The 19,446-nt window shown below is 58.3% G+C and carries 18 protein-coding genes; 4 read left to right on the forward strand and 14 right to left on the reverse strand.

What is annotated here, in order from left to right:
- Positions 1–2: 2 nt before the first annotated feature.
- Positions 3–431, reverse strand: a complete 429-nt coding sequence (locus tag F455_RS0112440; protein WP_169337335.1) for a YybH family protein — start codon at positions 429–431, stop codon at positions 3–5.
- Positions 432–727: 296 nt separating this feature from the next.
- Between F455_RS0112440 and F455_RS0112445 the strand changes: the two genes are divergently transcribed.
- Positions 728–3,439, forward strand: coding sequence for a putative Ig domain-containing protein (locus F455_RS0112445; RefSeq protein ID WP_169337336.1), 2,712 nt, complete (start codon positions 728–730; stop codon positions 3,437–3,439).
- Positions 3,440–3,548: 109 nt separating this feature from the next.
- Here the strand turns inward: F455_RS0112445 and F455_RS0112450 are convergent, their stop codons facing one another.
- The 7 genes from F455_RS0112450 to F455_RS22500 all read right to left on the reverse strand — a co-directional run bounded on the left by F455_RS0112450 (position 3,549) and on the right by F455_RS22500 (position 8,206).
- Entirely contained in the window at positions 3,549–3,905 is a 357-nt protein-coding gene (locus F455_RS0112450; RefSeq protein ID WP_018973625.1) for a YciI family protein, read from the reverse strand.
- A 297-nt stretch (positions 3,906–4,202) separates the two neighbouring features.
- Complete coding sequence (locus F455_RS0112455) at positions 4,203–4,535, reverse strand: Hint domain-containing protein (protein ID WP_018973626.1); 333 nt, start codon at positions 4,533–4,535, stop codon at positions 4,203–4,205.
- Between the two features lie 160 nt (positions 4,536–4,695).
- Positions 4,696–4,986: a HigA family addiction module antitoxin gene (locus F455_RS0112460; RefSeq protein ID WP_018973627.1), complete on the reverse strand. Its 291-nt coding sequence runs from the start codon at positions 4,984–4,986 to the stop codon at positions 4,696–4,698.
- Position 4,987: 1 nt separating this feature from the next.
- Positions 4,988–5,269 carry a type II toxin-antitoxin system RelE/ParE family toxin gene (locus F455_RS0112465; protein ID WP_020684083.1) on the reverse strand — a complete coding sequence of 94 codons (282 nt, stop codon included), beginning with the start codon at positions 5,267–5,269 and terminating at the stop codon, positions 4,988–4,990.
- A 231-nt stretch (positions 5,270–5,500) separates the two neighbouring features.
- A complete protein-coding gene (locus F455_RS0112470) occupies positions 5,501–6,031 on the reverse strand; it encodes a hypothetical protein (RefSeq protein ID WP_018973629.1) in 531 nt (176 codons plus the stop codon).
- A 249-nt stretch (positions 6,032–6,280) separates the two neighbouring features.
- Complete coding sequence (locus F455_RS0112475; protein WP_157578757.1) at positions 6,281–7,081, reverse strand: hypothetical protein; 801 nt, start codon at positions 7,079–7,081, stop codon at positions 6,281–6,283.
- A 393-nt stretch (positions 7,082–7,474) separates the two neighbouring features.
- A complete protein-coding gene (locus F455_RS22500) occupies positions 7,475–8,206 on the reverse strand; it encodes a G1 family glutamic endopeptidase (protein ID WP_083918936.1) in 732 nt (243 codons plus the stop codon).
- Positions 8,207–8,377: 171 nt separating this feature from the next.
- Here F455_RS22500 and F455_RS22505 point away from each other — a divergent pair, with 171 nt between their 5' ends.
- Complete coding sequence (locus F455_RS22505; protein WP_169337337.1) at positions 8,378–9,049, forward strand: transposase; 672 nt, start codon at positions 8,378–8,380, stop codon at positions 9,047–9,049.
- 68 nt (positions 9,050–9,117) lie between these two features.
- The gene (locus F455_RS0112485; protein WP_018973632.1) at positions 9,118–9,840 is read left to right on the forward strand and encodes an rRNA pseudouridine synthase; all 723 of its coding nucleotides are present in this window, start codon (positions 9,118–9,120) and stop codon (positions 9,838–9,840) included.
- A 40-nt stretch (positions 9,841–9,880) separates the two neighbouring features.
- Here F455_RS0112485 and F455_RS0112490 read toward each other — a convergent pair whose 3' ends face one another.
- The 3 genes from F455_RS0112490 to F455_RS0112495 all read right to left on the reverse strand — a co-directional run bounded on the left by F455_RS0112490 (position 9,881) and on the right by F455_RS0112495 (position 13,004).
- Complete coding sequence (locus F455_RS0112490) at positions 9,881–10,351, reverse strand: YehS family protein (protein ID WP_018973633.1); 471 nt, start codon at positions 10,349–10,351, stop codon at positions 9,881–9,883.
- A 238-nt stretch (positions 10,352–10,589) separates the two neighbouring features.
- Positions 10,590–12,248, reverse strand: a complete 1,659-nt coding sequence (locus F455_RS22510; protein ID WP_083918938.1) for a DUF262 domain-containing protein — start codon at positions 12,246–12,248, stop codon at positions 10,590–10,592.
- Between the two features lie 45 nt (positions 12,249–12,293).
- Positions 12,294–13,004: a hypothetical protein gene (locus F455_RS0112495; protein WP_157578759.1), complete on the reverse strand. Its 711-nt coding sequence runs from the start codon at positions 13,002–13,004 to the stop codon at positions 12,294–12,296.
- Positions 13,005–13,334: 330 nt separating this feature from the next.
- On the opposite strand from F455_RS0112495, the gene F455_RS22960 reads away from it, so the two are divergent.
- On the forward strand, positions 13,335–13,571 hold the full coding sequence (locus tag F455_RS22960; protein WP_157578761.1) for a hypothetical protein: 237 nt from the start codon (positions 13,335–13,337) through the stop codon (positions 13,569–13,571).
- 269 nt (positions 13,572–13,840) lie between these two features.
- Here the strand turns inward: F455_RS22960 and F455_RS22515 are convergent, their stop codons facing one another.
- From F455_RS22515 to F455_RS0112505, 3 genes are read right to left on the reverse strand one after another with little or no spacing between them, the layout of a single operon-like run.
- Entirely contained in the window at positions 13,841–14,464 is a 624-nt protein-coding gene (locus F455_RS22515) for a DUF4276 family protein (RefSeq protein WP_083918939.1), read from the reverse strand.
- Positions 14,465–14,466: 2 nt separating this feature from the next.
- Positions 14,467–15,774, reverse strand: coding sequence for an AAA family ATPase (locus F455_RS22520; protein WP_083918940.1), 1,308 nt, complete (start codon positions 15,772–15,774; stop codon positions 14,467–14,469).
- Positions 15,775–15,809: 35 nt separating this feature from the next.
- Positions 15,810–19,409 carry a methylmalonyl-CoA mutase family protein gene (locus F455_RS0112505; RefSeq protein WP_018973637.1) on the reverse strand — a complete coding sequence of 1,200 codons (3,600 nt, stop codon included), beginning with the start codon at positions 19,407–19,409 and terminating at the stop codon, positions 15,810–15,812.
- Positions 19,410–19,446 lie beyond the last annotated feature (37 nt).

Here is a 19,446-nt window from a genome sequence, read left to right on the forward strand (position 1 = left end):
GATCACAAGGTCAGGTTGCGAATGATTTCCCAATGCGCATCCGAGGTCTGTCTCCACACGGTCAGGAAATGTCCCGAGGTTGATTGAAGTTTTCCGTCGGCGGTCTTCCACTTCAGCGCGCTGTGGCCCCACTCGTAGATCAGGGCACCGGCCAGCTGCAAGCCGTCGTCGTCGAGTGAGCCGTCCACCAACGTCGTCCCGCGGGCCATTTTCTCGGCAGCGAATTTTTCGATTTCCTCGCGGCCCGTGAGCACGCGTCCGTCGCGGGCGACAAAGATGGCATCGCGTGCATAGGCCATGGTCGCTCGATGCGCATCGCCGGCGCGCATTGCGACAACCCAATCTGCATTGACCGACAGGATGGTGTGCCTAGCGCCGGCGAGAACCGCGTCCTCGTTCGACATCTGTGCATGGCCATCGATCGAAGCCATCAGCAGCGATGCAGCAAGGAATACGACCGCGCATCGCGCGAGGCGAGGAAAACTATGGATTGCGGCGGTCATCATTTCGGAACCTTCTCACAATAAGCGCAAATGCGTTTTGCATTCATTGTGGAGATTGCCTCAGGCCGGTCGATCAAGGATTTCGTACTCTGACCAAGGTTTCGAGCGATTGCCACGCATCGCGGATAGAGCGGGAAAGAGGCGGTTGAATTTCCTGTGCCCGGATGCAGTGACCTGTTATGGTGCAGCGCAAGCCCGTCCAGACGGCGGCACAGGGGATCACGATGAATATTCGCGCAACGCGGCTTGCCCGCGCGGCCTGGCTCGGCTGTTTGCTTGCACTGCTGGTGTTGTTGCCGCTGGCGGCATTCGCGCAGAGCGTGGGCAGCGCAATCCCCTCAGCGGAAGGCGGCAGCCGGGTGATGGCGGTGGCGGCGGGCTTGCGCCACAGCTGCGCCGTGAAGGCGAACGGCAGCGTGGCGTGCTGGGGCCGGACCATTGAGGGTCAGGCTCCGCAAACCCAGGACGATGCGAATTACGGATTACTGGCGGGCCCCTATATCTCAATCGCGGCGGGCGATGCTCATACTTGCGCGCTGAGGACGGACGGCGACCTGGTGTGCTGGGGGAAGGGTGCCCCGCACGCGGGACAGACGATCGCGGGCCCCTTCGTATCGGTCTCGGCGAGCGGATACCATATTGCCGCGCTGAGGGCGGACGGCAGCGTGGCAGTCTGGGGGGATTCACCCCCCCAAGCGGTGCTTGCTGGCCCCTATGTCTCGGTCTCGGCGGGCTCGCTCCACACCTGCGCGCTGAAGGCGGACGGCGACCTGATGTGCTGGGGGCGAGGTGCTGACGCGGGACCGCCGATCGCGGGCCCCTTTGTATCGGTCTCGGCGGGCTTGCACCACACCTGCGCGCTGAAGGCGGATGGCCGCATGGTGTGCTGGGGCGCCTACTCCAATTGGTTCGACGAGGCTCCGCAGTATCCGGGAGAAAAGAACTACGAACTTCTTGCTGGCCCCTATGTCTCGATCGCGACGGGCGCGGATGCCACCTGCGGTCTGAAGGCGGACGGCAGTGCGTGGTGTTTTGGCCGCGGCCACATGATCGCCCACGCTTACCGGTTTCCCCCAACTACGGCATCTGCCGGCCCCTTTGTCTCGATCGCGATAGGCTTCTACCACACCTGCCTGGCGAGGGCGAATGGCAGCGTCGCCTGCTGGGGAGCAGGCGCGCATGATGACCTCTATTTTTATGACGTCCGCCAATCCAGACCGCCGGAGGAGCTAAATGGAACAGTGGGCGTGCTGGGTTTCGGCCAAATCGCTGCCGGCAATGCGCATGCCTGCCAGGTCAGACCGGACGGCACGCTGGGCTGCTGGGGGCAGAACAACTACGGTGACGGTGCCTTGTTTGGCGCCGCCACGCCGCCCGGCGGCGGCACCTTCACTTCAGTGGTGGCGGGCGACAGCCACAGTTGCGCACTGGATACGAACAGCAAGGTCACCTGCTGGGGCCGCAACGGCATGGAGAACACGGCGCTTCCGATGATCGCAAACGAACGGTTCCGGCAACTGGCGCCCGGCCCGGACGGGGCGATCTGCGCCCTGTCTATCAGTACCTCCCTTGACTTCTGTGCCAGGAGAACGGTCGGCTACGTCCACACCAACCTTCAATTCCAGAACATCACACATACAAAGGACATCGCTGGCTCCCCGGAGCTCTGCGGAGTCTCGCTTAGCCATTTCGGTTATGGGTATTGCAACAGTGGATTTATTGTCGGCCATTGGCAGCGCCTGGAATCCGGTCTGAACCACCAGTGCGGCTTGCGCGACAACGGCACCATCGAATGCTGGGGCGACAACGCCTTCGGCCAGATCAACGCGGCCAGCGGCACCTTCCGCGCCTTCAGCGTGGGCTGGAACCACGCCTGCGCGATCCGCGGCAACGGCACGCTGGCCTGTTGGGGCAGCAACGTGGACGGCCAGACCGAATCGCCCAGCGGCGCCTTCGTCCAGGTCAGCGCCGGCAATACCTTCACCTGCGCGATCCGCGACAACGGCACCCGCACGTGCTGGGGCAGCGATGCGCAGGGCCAAGCCCCACGCCTGGTACTGAGCCCCGGCACGCTGCCTTCGGGGGTGACCGGCAGCGCGTATGCCGGCGCGCAGTTCAGTGTGGCCGATGGCACTGGCCCGTATGTACCCGTGGCCCCAACGGGTTACGCGCTGGTCGCAGGCGCACTGCCTTCGGGCCTGAGCCTGAGCGCGGCCGGTGTCCTCAGCGGCACGCCGACCGCCGCCGGCACCCACACCTTCAGCGTGGAAGCCAAAGACGGCAACGGCTTCACCGCCAGCCGCGAGTACAGCATCACCGTCGCCGACGATACCGGCCCGGTGATCAACTACACCCTCACCAGCGTTCCTCCGGGCAACAATGGTTGGTATCGAGGCGACGTGACCATCGAGTGGAGCGTCGTCGACGTCGACAGCGCGATCACCAGCCGCACCGGCTGCAGCCCCATCACGTTGAACAGCGATACCGCAGGCGCGACCTTTACCTGCACCGCCGCCAGCGCCGGCGGCACCAGCAGCATGACCACGACGACTCTCAAGCGCGATGCGACCGCGCCGACCTTTACCCCGAGCGTGCACGCGCCGCTGTTGCGTGGCCACAGCTACCACGCCAGCCCGAACGCCAGCGATGCCACCTCCGGCATCGCCAACGCGAGCTGCGACCCGTTGGACACCAGCACCCTCGGCACCAAGAGCACCACGTGCAGCGCAAGCGACAACGCCGGCAACAGCAAGACCCTGCCGCTGAGCTACACGGTGACTACGACGTGCGTCAACGACGGTTACAGCGGCAACCAGCTGACTTGGTGTCGGAACATCTGCGAGATGGGTTACACCGGTGACACGCTCAATAAGTGGCTGCATCGCTGGACCGAGCACTACCACAACCTGCCGTATTGCCGGCTGGAAATGCCCTGACAGCGGATCGCGACGTTGATGCGTATGAAGCACCGCAACTGGAGCAGCACGTCGTCGAAGGCGATCCGAAACTTTCGATCTGAAATAATCCGAAGAAAGGCAGGCAGCCTTATTCTGCCGGCTGTGGTTTGAACCGGCGCACTTCCTGCGGCCAACCGCAGGCCACGGCGAGCTTGCCGGCCCACATCCGGGCCGCCTGCTCGTCGACCACGTCGATCACCGTGAATCCGCCCAGGTACTGCGGCGTGTCGACATACCGCCCCTCGGTGAACGTCAGCGTGCCGCTGGTGGCATCGGCGCTGAAGGCGGCATCGACGTCCTCCTCCAGCCCGCCGGCAAACACGTAAACGCCCGTCGCTTTCATCTCGCGCACGACCGCCATCGCCAACGGTCCACGCGAGCGGAACCACGCTTCGGAATGATCGCCGACCCATTGCTGGTTGAAGTAGATCAGGTACTCGCTCATGCCATTGCCTCGTCTGCGCAGCCCCATGGCCGCCATCATCTCCCGACGAACGAACACGAGGTGGTTCGACACGGCAAACAAACGGTGTCGGCGAACCGACACGAACACGAAATGAGGTCAGGTCACACGAAACGGCGAAACGCGGTCAGGTTCGCATGCCGGCCTGCCGGAGTCGGCGGCATCCACGGGCCGGTTGGCTGAATCTGCGGTGTCGACAACCTGGTTGGCGGTTCCGAGGATTGCTATCGCACGGAAACCCGGGTCAAGGACGGCGCTCTCTACTCTACCTTGCGCACATCAACCCGCCGGCTTGATGATCCAGCAAGCCTTGGTGACTTCGGACGATCCCGGCTCGCTGAAGTCCGCCATGATCCGGTACGAAGCGCCGCCACCGACGCGGCTCAACACGCGGCTCCAGCCCTTCTTGCCCACGACCTCGTTGTATGACCAAACGCGATCGTCGACCTGCAGCTGACCGATGGTGACGTTGCCGCGAGATTCGGTGGAGACCACGGTGTTGTCCGCGAAGCCCGACTTGCAGACGCCGTAGCCCTCACCGTTGTTCGCATGAGCCGACGCCGCTGCAACGCTGAATGCGGCCAGCACGGCCACGAATTTTTCCGTGCGCATCCTGGGTTCCCTTTTTGCCCACGGTGGAACCGCGAGGCACTACCGATGAACGGCGGAAAATAGCCGACAACCGGTAGTGATGCAAGGGAGTGATGGATTGTCAGGGTCGGCGTTATCGATTTTGTTCGATCAGAAAAGTCGACGCTGACCCCGGTTTTCGTTAGGCCGCTAAGCGATCGATATTCTCGATTTTTCGCCCAATCGCGCGTCTCGCCTCTTCCAAATCATAGTCCGTTTGCAGCCCCAGCCAAAACCGCTCGCTGGTACCGAAAACGCGGGCAATGCGTACGGCGGTATCCGCGCTGATGCCACGCTTGCCGAGCACGATTTCGTTGATGCGGCGCGGCGGCACGCCGGCCGCGCGGGCAAGTGCGTTCTGGCTGATTTCCATCGGAAGAAGGAATTCCTCCAGCAGCACCTCGCCGGGATGAATATTGGGCAGTGTTTTCATGTCAGTGATAGTCCAGAATTTCGACACCATGCGCGTCGCCGTCTTGCCAACGAAAGCAAATGCGCCACTGGTCATTGATGCGTATGCTGTGCTGACCTTTGCGGTCGCCTTTGAGCGCCTCCAGACGATTCGCCGGCGGAATCCTGAGATCGTCGAGACTGGATGCGTTGTTGAGCATACGCAGCTTGCGACGCGCAACCTTCTGAATGTCGCCTGGAAGGCGCCGGGAGGGTGTGCCCTCCCAAATCTTTTCGGCTTCCTTGTCGGCGAAGTCTCGAATCACGAGCCGACTATAACGGAACTCGTTATATAACGCAACCCGTTATACGATCGGGTGGCGTTTCCAAGCATCGTGTATCCGCTGACCATAACAGCAGTAGCCAGGAAACCAGGGGCCGCGAAACGCGTTCTGGAAAAATCGACTCTGACCGGCGGAGGCAAGTACAAACAAACAATTACTCGGCCATCTTTCTTCGCGAGAATTGATCTGCCGTTTGCATTTTTTGGGATGATCTCAGTGCCACCCTCGGCGGCCGTTGAAATTCCCCTGACCCACATTGATGGACAGGCCCAGGCCGCCGGTGGGGTGATCGCAACTGCCGAGATTTTTCGAGAGCCGGACACTGCCGGTCTGGTAGTTGCCGCTAACGTGGTTGCCGGCAACGACGCCCATGCCGACGCTGCCATGGACCTGCGGCTGCGCGTAGGTCGCGTCGTCGCATGCCGGCTTGCCTGAGTCCGCGACATCCACGGGCCGGTTGGCGGAATCTGCGGCGTCGACAATCTGGTTGGCGGTTGCATCGTAGTGCGTGTCCGGCGGTGCCGAGTTTGCAGACGACGGCTGGACCGTCGCTGCTGCCGGTGCCGGGACAGCGGCCGTCGAAGTCGCCTTGGCGCTGCGCGCGGGCGCGGTGGTTGCGTCCGTTTGCGACGATACGCTGTCGCGCGGCAGAGTCAGGTTCAGCGGTTGCGGTGCCGATTGCGCCCACGCCGACGTCGCCAAGACGCTGGCGACGAGAAGGATGAAGTTGCTTTTGCGTGGCATGTCGCCTCCGGAATACGTTAACCGCACACGTTGCTTGGCCGACTCTACCGGATCGAGAGTTAACCAGCGCCAAAGGTAGCCGGGTCACTTCAGAGCTGGCCAACTGACCTTGAAGCCGTGAACACGGCCGCCGAAGAACCGGACGGTTTTTCGGAATTCCCGATTCGTTGCGATGGTCGAGGCTGTTCTGACCAACTATTGGAAAGGCTACTCTGACCCAGATTCGAGGCCACCTTTCCCGCGGCTTCCCTACTCTGCCCCCTGTTTCATCGCCGCTCGGCGCCACGCGATATCACGTTGCTCTGCACTGACGGTCTCTTCCCGATTGGACTTGAGAAACGCGATCCAAGATGCGCCGAGAACGCGCTGGCCGGTGAGCGCAAAGCGCGCGGTAAACACTTGGGAAAGTATGAGCGCCTTGCCGGCGTAGTAGGCCGCCGGGTACAGCAGCACGCCGATTGCGAAAGCAGAACCCACTCGACGCACCAACCACTCAGGCACGTTCGAGCCAGGCACGAAATAGAGCGCGAGGCCGAAGAGCACGGCGATTGCGCAAGGGATGGTCAGGAACGCAAGAAAGAACCACGTTCCGGCGTCGCTCGCCATCGCGTTCAGCCGCGCCGCCTGGATGCGTACGTCGCCGCGGAAGAAGTGCAAGTCGGCCGCGTTCTGAATGACGAGGGCTGCGACGGGGATTAGCACCACCGCGCGGAACGACGATCCGGACACCACGGCGATCGTTTTCTCCAGGCCAAGCCCAGCGATTGCCAATACGATCATGATGGCGGCAAAAATCGCTATGAGAAGCCATGCTCGCGCAGCGAACAACTTCACCGCCTGCGTGGGATCGTCATTTTCCCCGAACACACGGGCCAAGCTGCTCAGCACCAGCAAACGCACCAACTCGAGCGGCCCGAGCATGACGAAACACCAAGCCCATTCGTCGATCTTGGCCCAAGGTATCCACACCAGCCAAGCGACAAATGGAACCTGCAAGGCCAACGACAACAACAGGCCTGGCCAGTCGGTGCGAATAGGTCCTTGCTGCATCACGCCCCCTGGTCACAGCGGTGTACGCCGATGGAGGATGCCTCGCCGTCCAATATGGGTAAAGTCGACTCTGACTCCGGTTTGCAGAGTCAGGGATCTTCTCCAACTGGGAAAGTTTACTCTGACCCCGGTTTCCGCCCCATTTCCATAATCTGACACCGCTGCGCCGCTCGACACCGAAGCCAGCGGCCTGATAGTGCTGACCCAGGATGACCGCGTGTGGCGCCGGCTTACAAGACGGCGATGAGATCGAGCAGGAATTCGTGGAGCGGCGACATTGCGCCTTACGGTCTGCGCAAACTCAACCGAAAGAAAAGGGGTCAAGCTCATTTAAGGACTATGCGAAATGAACCTGACCCTTTTTTCTGTTTTTTTTGGTCGACCCTTTTTTGGTCACCGCTGAATGTGGGGCTGATAATAATAGTCCGTAAAACTATCGCCACTGATCGGCCCCGGGGACGCAATCGTTTGGTATCCCCCAAGAACGTATACCCAGTCGTAAACTAAAGTCGCGCCTGTCGTCGAACCACAATTTATGGGAGTGTTTAAGGACGACGCCCAGCACATGTTCTCAAAGGTCACAGACCCGAAGTTAGGCAGAGCGCCGCTTGATTGAGATTCGACTATCCATTCTGCGGATGCACTTGGCGCTGGTACACCGTTAAGAACAATTGCGGGTGGGAATTCTCCTGTAGTGTAGTTGAATGCGCCAAATTGGACCTGGCCGTTGGAAAATGTCACCACTGCAGCAACAAAGTCCCCAGGATGAACGGAGATCGGAATTTGGGTTTCGGCGACACCTGAGTAACCAGAAACGCTTGAGAAAATTTCATACCAAAAGTAGTACGACGCGATTCCAGTAGATGAAACCTTCTGCGCCGTACCGGCTTGAATGAGTGTACCCGTACCAGTGCCGCCGAGGCCAACCCATGTGGAAGATGCGTATCCCGTGGTTGAATATCCAGGCGTTGGGGTCCTAACCGATGGCACCGTCCATCCTGCCTGAACGAACTGCGCTGCACTGTTTACAATGTAGCCGGACCAGGCAGGGTCGGAAATTTGAGCAAAGGCTGAGCTACTGAAAATAGCAATCAAATAAGAAAAATTGCGAATGATGACTCTCATATCAAGATCCTTTCATTAGGCAAGAGAGGAGAATTCAACTTTGGGAGCGCAGCACTAACCATGCTGAAGTAATTCGATGTGATGCCGTTAGCCGTTGCACCGCCACCAACTAAAGCTATCCTTAGTCTTGCAATCTAATTATTTGTAACTATTTGTATGCGGGCAGTACGGATGACCGTATCAGGTTTAGGCAGTGCGTATTGTGATAAGCGCCAAAATTGTGGTCCGCCAAAAAAACCAGATTCGATTTTCGGCAATGTCCTACGTAGGCAAGCGCCACGGTCCGACATCAGCGCCGAAATAGGCAACGCATGCTATGCGCAGCCTTCCACAAGCGCGCACAGATGGCCGCCTCCCCGCATCGACTTACCGGACATCGCACGGCATATCGTTCAGCGCGGCAACGACAGCCAAGCTTGTTTCGCGCAGGACAATGACTATGGCGCTTATCTACTGGAACTCGGCGAAGCCGCACTCAAGCACAGTTGCGAAATACACGCCGACGTGCAGATGATCCATCACGCGCATCTGCTGGCTACGCCTGCCGAGCGAGGCGCACTGTCGCGCATGACGCAGGCGATCAGTCGCCGTTATGTCGGACGCTCCAATGCGCGCCATCGCAGCACCGGCGCCTCGTGCGAAGGCCTATACAAGGCTTCGCTGGTCGGCGACGTACGTTACGCGTCGGCCTGCTACCGTTACATCGAACTCAATCCAGCGCGCGCGTCGATGGCCGCACTGCTTTCCGACTACCGCTGGTCCAGCCATGCCCCAATGCACAGGGCATACGAAAAGCTCCAAGAATCGCTATATCCGCTCGACCCTCAGGAAAGTCTACTCTGACCCCGGTTTCCGACCCCCGTCTCCCGGACCGGTACACTGGCTGCCCAGGACCCACGTAGCGCCGACCGATGACCAAACCGATTCGACTGTCCAAACACCTCGCCGACCTGGTCCATTGCTCACGCAGCGAGGCCGAGCAGTACATCAAAGGCGGCTGGGTTTCGGTCGACGGGCGCGTGGTCGAGGACCCGGCGCATCCGGTGTCGGGCGAAACGGTCACGCTCGATGCCGCCGCACGGCTCGAGGCCGTCGAGCCGGCCACGTTCCTGCTGCACAAGCCTGCCGGCTTCGACGCGTTCCACGGCCCCAGGCCCGCGGCAGAACTGATCCAGGCCGCCACGCGCTGGCCTGACGATCCTTCCGGCGTGCGCCTGCTCCAGCGCCATTTCCATAATCTGACACCGCTGGTGCCGCTCGACACCGAAGCCAGCGGCCTGATGGTGCTGACCCAGGATGGCCGCGTGTGGCGCCGGCTTACCGAAGACGGCGATGAGATCGAGCACGAATACGTGGTCGAGGTGAGCGGCGAGATTGCGCCTTATGGTCTGCGCAAACTCAACCACGGGCTGCATTACGGCGGCCGTGCACTGGCGCCGTGCAAGGTCAGCTGGCAGAACGAGGTCCGCCTGCGCTTCGCGATCAAGGGTGCGCAAGGCGGCCAACTGCGCGACATGTGCGCGCAGGTTGGCCTCGACGTGGTGGCGATCCGGCGCATCCGCATCGGCAGGATCGCGCTGGCCAAGATGCCCGTCGGCAGCTGGCGCTGCCTGCCCGTCGGCGAACGCTTCTGAGGCGCGCGTCAGCTAAGCGCGCGACTGACATCGGCCGGATCTACCCGCCACGCACGCGCAGCGTCAGTCCCTTGAGGAAATTGCGCAGCATCTGGTCGCCGCATTGGCGGAAGTTCTTTTGGCCGACTTGTCGAAACAGCGCCGACAGCTCCGGCTTGGACACAGGAAATCCCGCATCCACGAACACCTGGTGCATGTCCACGTCCTTGAGCTCGAACGCCACCCGCAGCTTCTTCAGCACCACATTGTTGCTGATGCGCTTTTCCACCGGTCGCGGCGGCAGGCTGTCATCGCGTCCGCGAAGGTGGACGATCAGTCCGTCGAGAAAATGCGCCAGCACCGCGTCGCTACAGGCGAGGTAACCGGGCTCATCTTCCTTGCGCAGGAAACCACGCACATCGTCGCGTTCGACGACGAACGACGAATCGGCCAGACGCGCGATCTCGACCACTTTGGGCTCGCTCAGGTCGAGCATGTAACGGATGCTGCGCAGGACGTCGTTGTTGATCATCGATCCAACATGCGGTCAGGGAATGTTGCGAGTTTAACGCACCGAGAAAGGGCCGGCAGAAACACGGAGCCGGTGGCCATCTACGCCCATGAGTTCCGCCGTGATTGGAAAGGGCACTCTGACCTCTGTTTTGAACTGGCCTTAAAGACCGCGAATACGACAGCGGAGAGTCCCCCTCGCCGACGATCGCGGAGAATGAAGCCGGCCCTTTTTTTCGCAATCAAAAGGATACAAGAAGCTATCCGATAAGTGACTGTCCATCACAAAGCTTTAAGACAACCCCTAATGTAGCTTCTGCTCTGGCTTTGAGGAACTTGTCATAGTCATCCGAGACCAGCGAGTTGTAAGGAATTAGATGACTCTCAATTCTGCGCACGATTTCTGCCTCTCCAAGCGAGCTAGCTGCCGATCTCTCCTGAATATATTTTGAAGGAGCTTTTGCAGCCATCGTCCGATTTGTGCGCCAAGTAACCAAGGCACAATTCAACGCACGGTAGATTTTTGAACTTTGCACACCAATATTGCTTAACCATGCATCCGGATAAAGATGGTGGTACTCGCGATTCGCTAGCCTCAGCCTATCAACGGGGTGGCCATCAGCAAAATCAATACCTCCCGTCCTCAATGACACCGCGAGAACAGCCCTTGCTAAACGCTCCTTCGTCTTCGGCCAGCCAGCTTCAACCAGCTGTTCAGCGGTTGGCAATCGAAATTCAGAATCATCAAAAATTCTGGGCTCCACATCCTTACCAGCAAGCAATTCGCTGATCTCCCGATAGTCCACCAATGCCCTGGTAGCCGACGTGCGCTCATAACGCTCGGTAAAGAAAGCCCGCCACAAATATTTTCGAAGAATCGTCCTCGCTTCACCTTCCTCATCGAGGCCACTGGGCGCGTTCGCCCATAGAGCCGCTAGCGGGTACAGTACAACTTCAGTCGGCAGACGCGTACCGTCGAAGACTTTTTCATCCTCAAGAAATTGGAGCGCTCGCGCTATTCCTCGCTTCACCGATGGCCATTTTTCAATGAATCCCGAAATGAATTCTCGCTTTCGAAAGCTGCTTTCTGTTGGGGTCCAGCCAGACAACAGGGCACTCACCGAAAGCACTAGTCTTTCAGGCGCTATGTAGTTCCTGACGGTAGGTGCTTCCGCCTCCAACTCGGATACCAAGTCGTGCAGCGATAGCTTACTGGCAGATTCAATCTGCGCGACTGCTATATCGAAGACCGTGAGCGGAGTCGCAGACGTATTCATCCGCACAAATACATCCAACGCGGTATCTGGATCAGTATCAATTGGAAGGTGGAGATAGGGAATGTTGTATGTCTGAAACTTCAACCGCAGCGCGTTGATTGCACTTTGAAGTTTCATGGCTGCTTGGAAATCCTGATCGCAGACTTCCAAAATCCAATTCTGCGCTTGGTGTTCAGCATCTGGCCGCATCAATCGCAACGGAATTAACCGCTTTTCCCAAACCTTGTTAGCACTGTCGGGCCACAAAGGATGGCGCTTTCCTTCCTTTTCCCATCTTCCCCAACTTACGATGCTATTTCCCACATCACTATCATCGAAACTGACAAAATATGAACGATCAGGGTAGTTATCGTGTAAAGCACGCCACAAAGCAGTTAGTCGCTGCTGACCATCAAGCAGATGCTCATTGATATTTTCTCCGTCTTCTGGAGCCGACGCGACTGGACGCCACTCAAAAGGCTGATCCTTGCCGACTTCAAGAACTAGAACAGCGCCAGCTGGAAGCCCTCTCAATACGCTGTTCAGCAAGGACTCCACCTGAGACCATCCCCAAGCTTCGAATCGCTGGAATCTTGGTAACACCACCTGCCTCGATCTAACGCGAGTGAACCAGTCAGGCAGCGATCGGTTTCGTGCTTCCATTGAAATTGCCCCTGTCAAATTTTGCCAAATGAACGCGTAGTTCTGTTAATTGTCCGGCTCTTTGGCGAGAGGCATAGCGGCCACCTTCAGCTTCTCCAAAAATCCGTATGCGGACGCATCTAACGCTCGCAGCGCGGCGCTATAAGCGTTAAGCGCATCCACTTGGTTCCGACGCTCGCCTTCAACCCCTTCGCCTGTTGCAGTTCCGTCCCGTCGCATAATGAGCCACGACGCTGCCAGCGCGATCTTTCCGATACTCTTGATGCAATCGCCGTATTCTTTTTCCAGCTTTTCAATGGATGCAGAAAATTCGTTTTGAAAATGAATTTGCAGAGAAGCACAGCCCTGCGAAAGCGCTCCTAGCACTTGACCAGGGAATTTCCCTTCATCTGCCTGCACCCTCAAAATACGAAGCTCATTCATCGCAGCAGGTATTGAAGCGGCTGCTCTTTCGAGCGCATCTAGTTTCCTTTGCGTTACCTCTTTTCGGATCGATTCGGTCCGTTCAAACGAATTCCTTTGCCTAGCCAACTCCAAAGTTCTCTGGGCAGCAACGCGTTCGCGCTTCCTAGAAAAATAGTCCGTCACCACTACTACCAATAGGGCGATCACCACGCCAGGCAACGACGTAATCGCGGTTGTCCAAAACTGACCCCACAGGCCGGCGTTTTGCCCATCCTTACCTGTAATGTACACGTAAGTCGGCGCCATAACAGCGGACGCGCCAGTTCTTGTATCTTGAATCTTCTCTTCCACGGTGCTCCACCAAAAGAAACGTCTACTAGACTATCCAACCAGATGATTCAATCCCATGCCTCTTTTTTGGTCATCGTTAAGGGAGAGTCTGATCTGGCGCCAGGGAAGCGAAGCTTTCGATCGAAAGACCATCCAAGAAAGGAGTCAGACTGCCCGAGGACTATCCGCTTTTCGGCGCAAACCGTCGCAGATCGAAAAAGTCCACTCTGCCCTGGTTTCCTCGATCCGGTCTCGTTTTTGGTTTGAATTACTCCGACCCCAGTTTTGCCGCCGGCAGACCCCGGTTTCGGAAAAGTCTACTCTGACCCCGGTTTCCAAATTGGCGGGAAAATGAACCTGATCACTTTTTCGAAAAATCTGGCCCAAAAAAAAGCCGACCAGTTGGTCGGCTTTTCTTCATGCTGGGCGCATTGTCTCGCTGGCGTGTTTGATTACGATCTTGCCAATTTTCGACTTCAATCTAGTTACACGTTCTGCCGCGACATTGAAAATGTAATTGCACTGCTTCATAAAGATGTCTCCTTTCATGTATTTACTAGCGATTTCTGCAGCGAAAAAGGACTCTAAGTCGTTCAGTCCGAATTTCGCGCAGGCTAAAAATACGCCGAAACGAGCAACTACACCCGCGCCTTCCCATAGGAAGAAGTTAACGCAATATTAACATACGGATGAGCCGAAATCAATACCTGAATCGAGAATGTGCTGGACTAGACAGGTTATCCCTCTGTGCCCTTCCGCCGAAATCCAAAGCATTCTGACCCCGTTTCTCCATGTGTTTTCGTTGACTAACTCGGTTAAGTAAACTTGCCCTCTTTCCTCGAAGGGCCAGAGGCCTACTAGACCCCGGTTTTCCGCCCCGGCCCCGGTTTCAGGTTTTGTGGCTTCATTTCAATAACTTTCAATAGTCGTCTGAAGGAACGCGAGTTAGCTGCAACAACAGAGGGATTTACAACTTTGCATATTTCAATCGCATCTTTCCGCTTACTGTACTCATCTTTCACGCAGTTATTGAGCAAATTCCTAGCATTAACATTATCTGCCCCACTCGCTTTAACTCGTTCGATCAGTCGATCAGCAATCTTATAGCGCTTCCCATGCTTCTCTCTGAGAGAGCCAAGATCTGCCACTAGCCAATTCTCAAAAGCACGATTCTTTACAACAACTGTGACGTTTGAGTAGCCGTTCGTTGAGAACGTCTCTTCAATAGTTTTAGCCCAGACGCCTGGGCAGCCGTTTCGATCTTCGTAATCAAGTAAAACTATTCGCCTTTCACAACCGCGCTGCTCACAAATTGACAACCGACTCTTCGCTGCTTGAAATATTTGTCCGGGTGGTGCGTAGGGCTGCATATCAGCGTACAGAATACTAGAGAACTGTATACCCGCAATATCAATCCTACTTAACAGCTCTCTTAAAGCGACGACCTCAGCCTGGCCGTCGGCGATGATTCCGATCTTCATGCTCAACCTGCGCCTGTGGGAACAGCCTCAGGAACGACACCCGACTCCAGGTAGTCAAAGAGGCGGAACTTTCCAGCTTCCCAGTCCGCCTCCAACATGGGGTCAAAACTGACCAATGGAAGAATCGCCGTTTCTCCAGATTTTTTGTACACAACCCAAACTTCGTTTGGGTTGGCGATATTCACCACTATCGGAGAATGTGTAGTGACAATTACGAGCTTGTCGAAAGAAAGCTTGCGGAGCTGCTTAACAACCTCGCGAATAATCCAAGGGTGCAATGAATTCTCAGGCTCTTCTAACACCAAAGCTGATATTCGAGGATCGAAGCACGCCACAAGCATAGCAAGTGCGCGGATGGTTCCGTCCGACACTTCCTCCGCACTCCAAGGACGCCCTACCCCAGATTCTTTGAAAAATAAGCCCAGCGTTCGGGTATGAAGGTAACTGACCGTCACATCACTAAGTTCAGGGACTATCTCTTTCATTGCCCGGAGAATCGATCGCCATTCTTTCGGGCATTTCGACTGAAGCCAATCCACGACAGCTGGTAAATTCTCACCTCGCGTCGAAAGCGTCGGATTGGGTGTTGGAACACCTGCGTGACGTGAAGCATCCGGTGAAACTTGAAAAATAGAAAGTCTATTTAACCACGCCGTGAATCTTCGAATGACTTTAGGCCGTATGAGGGGAAATGTGAACAGCAATTCTGTTTGCGATAAAACGAAATCTGCTGATTGCTCTTTGCTCCAGGCTTGGGCGTTGTAAAAAACCGAACTAGCCAGGATTGAATTTAGATCACCCCTTAACGCTACCCGCCCCTCCACATCCCTCTCGATGTTCAACCACTCATAGCTCGCCGACTCCAAAAGCTCCTGCTGCAACGGCTGCTTTATGAGCTCCAGCTTTTCGTTGACAATTTTGAAATCGCTGCGAATTCCTTCTCCAGCTGTTTTTATGCTAAATTCGTGTCTAAAAAGAACGACAAACTTTCTCTCCGGCCGATTACGTCGCACATTAACTGAGGCATAGATTAAATCTGACTCATCGAATTCCGCAGATAGCTCGATTCTCATCGAAATTGCAGACTTAGATCGTCGTTGCTTTATGTGTGCGATATTTTCATAGCCGCCTTTCCGCGTTACCGCGTGCTCTAACCCATGAGAATAGGCAATTGCAATAAAATCCAATGCATCTGCAAAGTTTGATTTTCCCGACCCATTCCGACCAACAAAAATCGAAAACGAGCTCGGCGCAAGATCGATATCTCGCAAAGATTTATAATTTTTTATTGAGATCCGCTGCAAATGCATTATAGATACCTCGAGCAGAGAGTAGATTAGCTCCGTTACATATTCCGCCGATACTCCCCACCCACATCGTACAGGGCATGACTGATCTGCCCCTCTGAGTTGTACTTCACCGCCTCCATCAACTGCGCAAACACATTCTCGCGATCCCGCGCGGCCTGCTGTAGGCGTTTCAAGCTTTCCGGCGCGAGCGCATTGCGGTTCGCGCGATAAGCTTCGACGTTGGCAATCTGCTGCCCCTTCTCTTCTTCGGTCGAGCGGATCAGCTCGATCGTCGTGGTGATGTCGCCGCCGTGCTCCTTCGGCAGGAAGGTGTTCACGCCGATCAGCGGCAGGCTGCCGTCGTGCTTCTTGTGCTCGTAGTACATCGACTCTTCCTGGATCTTGCCGCGCTGATACATGGTGTCCATCGCGCCGAGCACGCCGCCGCGTTCGCTGATCGCTTCGAACTCCTTGTAGACGGCTTCTTCGACGATGTCGGTGAGCTTGTCGATGATGAAGCTGCCCTGCCACGGGTTCTCGCAGAAGTTCAGGCCCAGCTCGCGGTTGATGATGAGCTGGATGGCGACGGCGCGGCGCACGGATTCCTCGGTCGGCGTGGTGATCGCTTCGTCGTAGGCGTTGGTGTGCAGGCTGTTGCAGTTGTCGAACAGCGCGTACAGCGCTTGCAGCGTGGTGCGGATGTCGTTGAACTGGATTTCCTGCGCGTGCAGCGAGCGGCCGGAGGTCTGGATGTGGTACTTCATCATCTGGCTGCGCTCGTTGGCGCCGTAGCGCTCGCGCATGGCGCGCGCCCAGATGCGCCGCGCCACGCGGCCGATGACGCTGTATTCCGGGTCCATGCCGTTGGAGAAGAAGAACGACAGGTTCGGCGCGAAGTCGTCGATGCGCATACCGCGCGCGAGGTAATACTCGACGATGGTGAAACCGTTCGACAGCGTGAAAGCGAGCTGCGAGATCGGGTTCGCGCCGGCCTCGGCGATGTGGTAGCCCGAGATCGACACCGAGTAGAAGTTGCGCACCTTGTGGTCGACGAAGTACTGCTGGATGTCGCCCATCATGCGCAGGGCGAATTCGGTCGAGAAGATGCAGGTGTTCTGCGCCTGGTCTTCTTTCAAGATGTCGGCCTGCACGGTGCCGCGCACGGCGGCCACGGTTTCCGCCTTGAGGCGCGCGTAGGTCTCGGCGTCGACGAGTTGGTCGCCGGTGACGCCTAGCAAACCCAAACCCAGGCCGTTGTTTCCGGCAGGCAGATCACCCGAATAGACCGGACGTTTCCTGCCTGCGTAGAGTTTGTCGATTTTTGCCTGCGCTTCCTTCCAGCGCAGCTCGTCGGCCTTGAGGTATTTCTCCACGGCCTGATCGATCGCGGTGTTCATGAACATCGCGAGGATGATCGGCGCCGGGCCGTTGATCGTCATCGACACCGACGTGCTCGGCGCGGACAGGTCGAAGCCGGAGTACAGCTTCTTCATGTCGTCGAGCGTGGGGATGTTGACGCCCGAGTTGCCGATCTTGCCGTAGATGTCGGGGCGCGGATGCGGGTCTTCGCCGTAGAGCGTGACCGAGTCGAACGCGGTGGAGAGGCGCGTCGCCTTCTGCCCCTGCGAGAGATAGTGGAAGCGGCGATTGGTGCGTTCGGGCGTGCCCTCGCCCGCAAACATGCGCAGCGGGTCTTCGCCGGTGCGCCGGTACGGATAGATGCCGCCCGTGTACGGATACGCGCCCGGCAGGTTTTCCTTCATCAGGAAGGTGACGAGTTCGCCCCAGCTCTTGTAGGTGGGCGCGGCGATCTTCGGCACCTTCTGGTGCGAGAGCGACTCGATGTAGTTGTTGCCGTCGACCGGCTTGCCGCGCACGAGGTAGGTGTAGTGCTCGTCGGTGATCGACTTCAGCCGCGCCGGCCATTCGCGCAGCAGGTTGAGCGCGTCGTTGCTGAGTTGCTTGACCGCGTCGTTGTAGTGCTGGCGCAGCGGCAGCAGCACCTCATCGGCGCGCGTGCCCTTCTCGCCGTGCGCAATCGGCGCCGGTGAGAGCGGCTCCGGCGCATGCGCTGTCGCCATGTTCTTGGCCAGCGGAAAGCTGAGGCCGTCGTCGTCGAATCCTGCTGACGCGACGCGCAGCAGCGAGTCGTCGTACAGCTCCAGCGCCTTCGGCAGGCGCTGGTCGCCGAGTTCGCGCAGCGCGATCCACAGCGCCTGCGCGCGGTCGACGATTTCCGCCTGGCGGCCGATCTGTGCATTGATGCCGCGGCCGCCTTCGGCGATTTCGGCGAGGTAACGCACGCGTGCGCCGGGAATCAGCACGGTGGCGCGCGGTTCCTTGATCGTCGTGTCGAGTTGCGGATCGAAGTCGCTGTGCTTGGAGGCGATGCCCGGCAGCTTCTCGCGCAGCAGGCGGCACAGGTTGACGAACATCCAGGTCACGCCCGGGTCGTTGAACTGGCTGGCGATGGTCGGATAGACCGGCACCTGTTCGTCCTTGAGCGTGAACGCGGTACGGTTGCGCTTCCACTGCTTGCGCACGTCGCGCAGCGCGTCTTCGGCGCCGCGCTTGTCGTATTTGTTGAGCACGACGAGTTCGGCGAAGTCGAGCATGTCGATCTTCTCGAGCTGGCTCGCAGCGCCGTAGTCGCTGGTCATCACGTAGATCGGAAAATCGACGAGATCGACGATCTCCGAATCGGACTGGCCGATGCCCGCGGTCTCGACGATGACAAGGTCGTAGCCCTGCCCTTTCAGAAACGCGACGCTGTCCTTGAGCACGGCGCTCGTCGCCGCGTGCTGGCGGCGCGTGGCCATCGAGCGCATGAACACGCGCTTGGAGCGCAGCGAGTTCATGCGGATGCGATCGCCGAGCAACGCGCCGCCCGAGCGGCGCCGCGTCGGATCGACCGCGAGCACGGCGATGCGCATTTCGGGGAACGCGTGCAGGAAACGCAGCACGAGTTCGTCGACCGCGCTCGACTTGCCGGCGCCACCGGTGCCGGTGATGCCGATGACCGGCGTCTTGCCGCCGGCGAGCTGCCATTCCTTGCGCAGGCGCGCGAGTTCGGCTTCGTCGTGGCGGCCTTCCTCGATCGCGGTCATCGCGTGGCCGACGGCGATCTCGTCGTCGATCGCAACCTTGGCCTGCACGGCCGCATGCTTCTGCTCCTCGGCGCCGAGGCGCGCGTCCGCGGCCTTGCGCGCGCGCGCGACGACATCCTCGATCATCTGCACGAGGCCCAAATGCATGCCGTCGTTCGGATGGTAGATGCGCTCGACGCCGTAGGCCTGCAGCTCGGCGATTTCCTCGGGCGTGATCGTGCCGCCGCCGCCGCCGAACACGCGGATATGCGCGGCGCCCTTCTCGCGCAGCATGTCGACCATGTACTTGAAGTATTCGACGTGGCCGCCTTGGTAACTCGACAGCGCGATCGCGTCGGCGTCTTCCTGCAGTGCCGCACGCACGACGTCTTCGACGCTGCGGTTGTGGCCAAGGTGGATGACTTCCGCGCCCTGCGCCTGGATCAGGCGGCGCATGATGTTGATCGCGGCATCGTGGCCGTCGAACAGGCTCGCGGCGGTGACGAAGCGCAGCGGCGCCGCATCCGTCGAGGCAACGCGAGCGGGAATGGACTGGGCAGTAGTGCTCATGGCGTCACGCTGGATAAACGGGACGCCAATTGTACGC

It is taken from the genome of Rudaea cellulosilytica DSM 22992, from assembly GCF_000378125.1.
In the GTDB taxonomy this organism is placed as follows: Bacteria; Pseudomonadota; Gammaproteobacteria; order Xanthomonadales; family Rhodanobacteraceae; genus Rudaea; species Rudaea cellulosilytica.